The sequence below is a fragment of the Variovorax sp. 20P10.2.4 genome, from assembly GCF_058244205.1.
The window spans coordinates 1-6,730 of sequence record NZ_JBZAYE010000413.1; the positions used below are offsets into that span (position 1 = coordinate 1).

The 6,730-nt window shown below is 71.0% G+C and carries 8 protein-coding genes; 5 read left to right on the forward strand and 3 right to left on the reverse strand.

Annotation, left to right across the window (positions count from 1 at the left end; genetic code table 11):
* From AC27VN_RS28700 to AC27VN_RS28710, 3 genes are all read right to left on the reverse strand, one after another.
* Positions 1-504 (reverse strand): FIST domain-containing protein (locus AC27VN_RS28700; protein ID WP_490878733.1); only part of this gene is annotated, 504 nt, incomplete at its 3' end.
* Positions 505-544: 40 nt separating this feature from the next.
* The gene (locus AC27VN_RS28705) at positions 545-1,327 is read right to left on the reverse strand and encodes a PhaM family polyhydroxyalkanoate granule multifunctional regulatory protein (RefSeq protein ID WP_490878734.1); all 783 of its coding nucleotides are present in this window, start codon (positions 1,325-1,327) and stop codon (positions 545-547) included.
* 71 nt (positions 1,328-1,398) lie between these two features.
* On the reverse strand, positions 1,399-2,841 hold the full coding sequence (locus AC27VN_RS28710) for an aminotransferase-like domain-containing protein (protein ID WP_490878735.1): 1,443 nt from the start codon (positions 2,839-2,841) through the stop codon (positions 1,399-1,401).
* A gap of 100 nt (positions 2,842-2,941) precedes the next feature.
* On the opposite strand from AC27VN_RS28710, the gene AC27VN_RS28715 reads away from it, so the two are divergent.
* The 5 genes from AC27VN_RS28715 to AC27VN_RS28735 form a co-directional block, all read left to right on the forward strand.
* Positions 2,942-3,541 (forward strand): LysE family translocator, encoded by a 600-nt coding sequence (locus AC27VN_RS28715; protein ID WP_490878736.1) that lies wholly within the window; start codon positions 2,942-2,944, stop codon positions 3,539-3,541.
* Between the two features lie 7 nt (positions 3,542-3,548).
* Entirely contained in the window at positions 3,549-4,493 is a 945-nt protein-coding gene (locus AC27VN_RS28720) for a DMT family transporter (RefSeq protein ID WP_490878737.1), read from the forward strand.
* Positions 4,494-4,569: 76 nt separating this feature from the next.
* Positions 4,570-5,772, forward strand: a complete 1,203-nt coding sequence (locus AC27VN_RS28725) for an aminotransferase-like domain-containing protein (protein WP_261214937.1) — start codon at positions 4,570-4,572, stop codon at positions 5,770-5,772.
* 25 nt (positions 5,773-5,797) lie between these two features.
* Positions 5,798-6,436, forward strand: a complete 639-nt coding sequence (locus AC27VN_RS28730; protein ID WP_490878738.1) for a LysE family translocator — start codon at positions 5,798-5,800, stop codon at positions 6,434-6,436.
* A 10-nt stretch (positions 6,437-6,446) separates the two neighbouring features.
* Positions 6,447-6,730: PhzF family phenazine biosynthesis isomerase (locus AC27VN_RS28735; protein WP_490878739.1), on the forward strand; the 284-nt coding region annotated here is incomplete at its 3' end.

Below are 6,730 nucleotides of genomic sequence, written 5' to 3' on the forward strand. Positions count from 1 at the left end.
GACCGCGAACTGCAGCGCGCCGCCGCGGCCCGAGGAGAGGCCGCCGAACAGGTAGCCGGTGTCGGTGCGCCCGGCCATCTCGCCGATGAGCTCGGTCAGGTCGGGGGTGGCGGGATCGGCATGCACCAGCGCCGTGTGGGCCTCGAAGCCGCTCATCTCGGAACTGGCGAGCGGCGCCACGCCCGAGAACACGCGGTACTGGTCGCTCGGCAGGGCGCAGAGCATCAGGCTCAGGCCGGGCTCGTCGAAGTACTCGGCATTGTTGGCCGACACGCCGACGCCGACGGTGCCGGCCCAGTCGGTCACCTCGGGCAGCTCGGCGCTCAGGTGGTCGAGGATCTCCCGCGCGTCGACCGCATAGTGGTCGGTGATGTAGAGCAGCCCGAGGGTGGGTGCCAAGGCGTAGTCGGGCAACGCCATCTGCGCGCGCAGCTGGGCCAGCACGAGGCCGGCCGCCATGCGCCATTGCGGATGGGTGGCGTGACCGGAGGGAAACAACTTCATCGTGCCAACCTGCTTCGTTCGATGTTCAGGACAAGGCGGCTCAGCGTCGGCCGCCCGTTCGCTTGCGGGCCGCGGGCGCCGCGGCCGGCTTCTTGGCCGCCGGTCGCTTGGCGGCCGTGGAGGCCTTGCGGGGGGTGGACTTGCGCGAGGCGCTCGCGGTTCCCATGGCCTTGCCGACGGCGTCGGCCAGCGGCTGGGTCACGGCCGGCATCTTGAGCTGGGCCGCGTCCTGCAGCGCGGTGCTCGCGATCTGCTGGAACTGTTCGGTCAGCGAACCCCACCACTTGAGCGGGTCGACCGCGCCGCCGGCGGCATCGCCCGCGGCGGATTTGGCCGAGGCCTTGGCGGTCGGCCTGGCCTTGCGGCGCGGCGGCGGTGCCTCTTCCTCTTCTTCCTCCTCCTCGTCGAGTTCCTCTTCGTCCTCGAACTCGACCTCGGGTTCGGGCGCTGCGGCCGGCGGGGCTGCCGGCGCCGGGCTGACCGCCGCGGCCGCCGCATTCGCCTGCCGGGTGAACGCGCCCGCGAGGTCCTCCATGCGCACGTTCATGCCGCGCAGGGTGGACAGCGTCATCTTCTGCACCTCGAGCGCCTGGATCGTGGCCTTGAGCGCATGGCCGTTCTGCTCGAGCCAGTACTGCACCGTCTTGAGTTCCTGGATGCGCTTGTCGACCTCCTCCACGCTCATGGTGGGCGCCACCCAGCTCGCCAGGCTCGGGATGCCGGGCACGGAACCGGCGCCGCTCGCGCCGGCCGCGAGGTTCTTGAGGAAGTCGAAGCCGGGTACGAACTGGCTGAAATCGAAGGGTTGGCTGGCTTTGTTCATGCGGCAGGTCTCCGGTCTGGCGGGTGTTGTGCTGCCAGCTTACTCCAAGGCAGGGCCCGCCCCGCCCCGGATCAGAGCTCGTCGCGCGTCTTGGCGAAGACCTTCCAGAAGCTCGCGTCCTGCGAGCTCGCGAAGTTGATGCGCATCAGCGTGGTGGGCGGCCGGCGCGCATGGAACAGCGAGCCCGGCGCCAGCAGGTAGCCCTGGTCGAGCATGCGCTGGGTCAGCATGTCGGTGTCGACGCCGGTGTCGACCCAGCCGAACAGCCCCGCGGGCTCGGACGCGAAGGTGCAGCCGTGCGCCAGCACCAGCTTGGCGGCGCGCGCGCGGGCGCCCTCGAGGCGGATGCGCACGCGCTCGGCGTGGCGCCGCAGTTGCCCCTGGTCGATGCACCACGAGAGCGCCCGCTCGAACAGCGCGGGCGAGGTCAGGGTGGCGAGCAGCTTGGTCTCGAGCAGCCGCTCCTTGAGCGCGGGCGAGGCAGCCAGGAAGCCGATGCGCCAGTTGGGCGCGAGGATCTTCGCGAAACCGCTGACGTAGATGGTGCGCTGCAGCCCGTCGAGCGCGCTGAGCCGCGTGGCGTGCTCGGGCGCGAGGTGGCTGTAGGTGTCGTCCTCGACGATGTGGAAGTCGTGCTCGTTGGCCAGCTTGAGCACGCGGTGCGCGCTGTTGGGCGACAGGCTGTAGCCGGTCGGGTTGTGCAGCACGCTCACGCTGACGAACAGCTTCGGGCTGTGCAGCGCGCAGTACTGCGCCATCACGTCGAGGTCGGGCCCGTCGGCGCGGCGCGGCACCGGCAGGATGCGCATGCCCAGCGCCTCGAGCCGCGCGAACTCGAGCGCCCAGCCGGGCTCCTCGACCATCACCGGATCGCCGGCGCGCAGCATGGTGCGGCTCACGATGTCCAGCGCATGGGTGGCGCCGATGGTGGTCACGATCTGGTCGGGCGCGGCCGGCACGTTGATGCCCACCAGCTTCTGCGACAGGCTGCGCCGCAGCGCCGCGTCGCCCGCGGGCTCGCCGTACTGCAGCGACAGCTCCTGCAGCATCGCGGTGCTGGTCATGCGCCGCACCGCCGTCGGCATGAACGAGGAATCGAGCCAGTCGGGCGGGAACACGCCCATGCCGGGCTGCGGCTTGTCGCTCGGGCGGTGGAACATGCTGCGGATCAGCGAGCTGGCGTCGGCCGGCGTGCGCGAGGCCATCATCTGCGTGACCATCGACAGCGCGCTGACCTGCAGCGGGTCGCCGGGCGGCTGGGCAGGGTCGCGCGCCGGATCGCGGCCCGAATCGCGCACGAAGAAGCCGCGCTGGCGCCGCGCCTCCACCAGCCCGAGCGCCAGCAGCTGGTCGTAGGCGGCCACCACGGTGTAGGGGCTCACGCCCTGCTGGCGCGCGCATTCGCGCACCGAGGGCAGGCGCGCGCCCGGCAGCAGCAGGCGGTTGCGGATGCGTTCTGCCAGGCGATCGGCCAACTGGGCGGTCAGCGACTGGGACGAGGTTCGTGTCAGCATCGACGTTCGATCTGTGTTGTACGCAAGGCCGATACAGATTGACTGTGTGTACGGCCATCTGTACTGGAACTGTAATGGTCCAAAGTTTAGAGTGTGTGTCATGAACTGGCAAGAATTCACCGCGCTGCTGGTGCTGGCCACGGCGATGAGCTTCTCGCCGGGCCCGAACACCACGCTGTCGACCACCCTCGCGGCCAACGGCGGCCTGCCGCGCGCGATGCGCTTCGTGGTCGCGGTGCCCGTGGGCTGGACGCTGCTGCTCGCGCTGTGCGCGGCCGGCCTGGGCGCGCTGGTGATGGCGGCGCCCGCGCTGCGCTGGGCGATCAAGGCGCTGGGCATCGCCTACCTGCTCTACCTCGCGTTCAAGCTCGGCACCAGCACCACGCTGGGCCGCGCCGACGACGCCAACCTGTCGGTCGGCTTCGTGCAGGGCGTGATGCTGCAGTTCCTCAACATCAAGGCCTGGCTGCTCGCGCTCACGCTGGTCGCCGGCTGGATCGCGGGCCAGGCCGAGCCGCTGCACCGCTTCGCGATCGTCGCGCCGGTGATGCTGGTCTACGCCTTCGCGAGCAACTTCACCTATGCGCTGGCCGGCGCACTGCTGCGCGACTGGCTGTCGAAGGGCCAGCGCCTGGCCTGGTTCAACCGCGCGATGGCCGCCGTGCTGGTGCTCACCGCCTGGTGGATGCTGCGCGTCTAGGGCCGCCATGAAGATCAAGGACGAAACCCTCGGCATGTGGCTCGGCGTGATCGGCGTGGCGCTGTTCGCGGTCACGCTGCCGATGACGCGGCTGGCCACCGGCACGCAGGCGCAGCCGCAGCTTTCGCCGTGGTTCGTCACGCTCGGCCGGGCCGCGCTCGCGGGCCTGCTGTCGGCCGTGTTCCTGCTGGTCACGCGCTCGCCGCGGCCGGCGCCCCACCAGTGGAAGCCGCTGGGTATCGCGGTGCTCGGCAACTGCATCGGTTTTCCGCTGCTGCTGGCCTATGCGCTGCGCGTGGTCACGGCCAGCCATGCGGCGGTGGTGACGGCGCTGCTGCCGCTGGTCACGGCCGCGGTCGCGGCCTGGGTGCTGCACCAGCGCGCGCGGCTCGGCTTCTGGCTCTGCGCCATCGCGGGCAGCCTGCTGGTGGTGGTGTTCTCGCTGGTGCGCGCGAGCCAGAACGGTCACGGTTTCGGCTTCGAATGGGCCGACCTGCTGCTGGTCGGCGCCGTGATCGCCGCCTCCTTCGGCTACATCTACGGCGCGCAGGTCACGCCCGCGCTCGGTGCCGAGCGCGTGATCTGCTGGGTCTGCGTGATGGCGCTGCCGGTCACCCTGCCGGCGACGCTCGTGCTGTGGCCCACGCAGCCGATCGCCACCGCCTCCTGGCTGGGCTTCGTCTACGTCGGCATGTTCTCGATGTGGATCGGCTTCTTCGCCTGGTACCGCGGCCTGGCCCTCGGCGGCGCGCTGCGCGTGAGCCAGACGCAGCTGCTGCAGCCCTTCCTCTCGATCCTGGTGTCGATCCCGCTGCTCGGCGAACCGCTCGACGTGGTCACGCTGGGCTTCGCGGCCGCGGTGGTGGCCACGGTGGTGGTCGGCAAGCGGCTGTCGCAGCCGTCGGCACCGGCCGCCCCCGCCATTCGCGGGCCCGTCGGCGCCGTGGACTGAACCCGCCCGCCGTCTTACCCTCGCATCCGCACCCCGTTCGTTCGCATCGCCCCTCACCGTCAGAAAGAAGACTCCCATGAACTGGAAACTCGCCGCCCGCGCCGCCAAGATGAACCCGTCGGTGCTGCGTGAAATCCTCAAGGTCACCGAGCGCCCCGGCATCATCAGCCTGGCCGGCGGCCTGCCCTCGCCCAAGACCTTCCCGATCCAGGCCTTCGCCGACGCCTGCGCCGAGGTGCTGCACAACGACGGCCAGGCCGCGCTGCAGTACGCCGCCAGCGAGGGCTTCGCGCCGCTGCGCCAGGCCGTGGCCGACATGCTGCCGTGGAACGTCGATCCCTCGCAGGTGCTGATCACCACCGGCTCGCAGCAGGGCCTCGACCTGGTCGCCAAGGTGCTGATCGATCCGGGCAGCAAGGTGCTGGTCGAGACGCCGACCTACCTCGGCGCGCTGCAGGCCTTCGGCCCGATGGAACCCAACCCCGTGGGCGTGGCCAGCGACGACGACGGCGTGATCGTCGAAGACCTGGTCGCCAAGGCCAAGGACGCGCGCTTCATCTACCTGCTGCCCAACTTCCAGAACCCCACCGGCCGCACCATGACCGAGGAACGGCGCGCCGCCGTGTCGGCCGCCGCCGCCGCGGCCGGCCTGCCGATCGTCGAGGACAACCCCTACGGCGAGCTCTGGTTCGACGAAGCCCCGCCGCCGCCGCTGGCCGCGCGCAACCCCGAGGGCGTCATCTACCTGGGCTCGTTCTCGAAGGTGCTGGCGCCGGGCCTGCGCCTGGGCTTCCTGGTGGCGCCCAAGTCCATCTACCCGAAGCTGCTGCAGGCCAAGCAGGCGGTCGACCTGCACACGCCGATCTTCACGCAGCGCATGGTGTCGGCCGTGATGAAGGACAACTTCCTCGAGCGCCACGTGCCCACCATCCGCGCGCTCTACAAGCGCCAGCGCGATGCGATGAGCGCCGCGCTCACGCGCGAGATGGCCGGCCTGGACGTGAAGTTCAACGCGCCCAAGGGCGGCATGTTCCTGTGGGCGCGACTGCCCGAGGGCATCGACACCGTGACCCTGCTGCCCAAGGCGGTCGAGCGCAACGTGGCCTTCGTGCCGGGCGCGCCCTTCTATGCCGGCGAAGGCGACGCGCGCACGCTGCGGCTGTCGTTCGTGACCGCGAGCGTCGAGGAGATCGACACCGCGATCGCCGCGCTGGCGCAGACGGTGCGCGAGGAGCTCGCGCTGGCCGGCGACAAGCAGCTCGCGGCCGCCCAGATCTGAGCGCGCACAGCCACCGGAGCCTCCCTTGATCGGCCTCGCAACCCTCTCGCTGTTCCTGCTCGCGGTGCTGGCGCTGTTCCTGTCGCCGGGCCCGAACATGGCTTTCGTGCTCTCGCACGGCGTGGCCCATGGCCCGCGCGGCGGCTTCGCGGCGGCGCTCGGGATCTCGGCCGCCGACCTGGTGCACACGCTGTTCGCCGCCACCGGCGTGACCGCGCTGGTGGCCGCCTGGCCGCCGTCCTTCGACCTGCTGCGCTATGCCGGCGCGCTGTACCTGCTGTGGCTCGCCGTGCAGGCGCTGCGCAGCGGCGGCGGCCTGCGGCTCGGCGCGCAGGCGCGGCCGGCCGACTTCGGCCGCATCGTGCGCATGGCCCTGCTGAACAACCTGGTCAATCCGAAGGCGCTGCTGTTCTTCATGGTGTTCCTGCCCCAGTTCGTCGATCCCGCGCGCGGCAGCGTGCCGCTGCAACTCGTGCAGCTCGGCATCGTGCTGTCGCTGGCCGCGCTGGGCTTCAACACCCTGCTGGGCGCCTGCAGCGGACAGGTCGGCCGCTGGCTGCAGCGTCGCCCCGGCGCCGAGAAATTCCAGCGCGGCCTGCTCGCCACCGTGATGCTGGCGCTCGCGGTGCGCCTGCTGTTCCTCGACCGGCCCGTGCCGCGCTGAAGAGGTCCCCATGAATGTCCTGAAGATCGCGGCCTTCTCGGATGGCGAGCAAGGCGGCAATCCCGCCGGCGTCGTCATCGCCGAGGCCCTGCCGCCCGAGGCGCAGATGCAGCGCATCGCCGCCGACGTGGGCTTCTCCGAAACCGCCTTCGCCGCGCGCACCGGCGACGGCTGGCGCGTGCGCTACTTCGCGCCCCAGTCCGAAGTGCCGTTCTGCGGCCACGCGACGATCGCGCTCGGCGCGGCGCTCGCGCTGCAGCAGGGCGACGGCGTGTTTCCGCTCACGCTGAACCA

Coding starts and splice junctions, on each gene's coding strand:
- AC27VN_RS28725 (WP_261214937.1), top strand. CDS start 4,570: ATGAACTGGAAACTCGCCGCCCGCGCCGCCAAGATGAACCCGTCGGTG.
- AC27VN_RS28710 (WP_490878735.1), bottom strand. CDS start 2,841: ATGCTGACACGAACCTCGTCCCAGTCGCTGACCGCCCAGTTGGCCGAT.
- AC27VN_RS28705 (WP_490878734.1), bottom strand. CDS start 1,327: ATGAACAAAGCCAGCCAACCCTTCGATTTCAGCCAGTTCGTACCCGGC.
- AC27VN_RS28715 (WP_490878736.1), top strand. CDS start 2,942: ATGAACTGGCAAGAATTCACCGCGCTGCTGGTGCTGGCCACGGCGATG.
- AC27VN_RS28720 (WP_490878737.1), top strand. CDS start 3,549: ATGAAGATCAAGGACGAAACCCTCGGCATGTGGCTCGGCGTGATCGGC.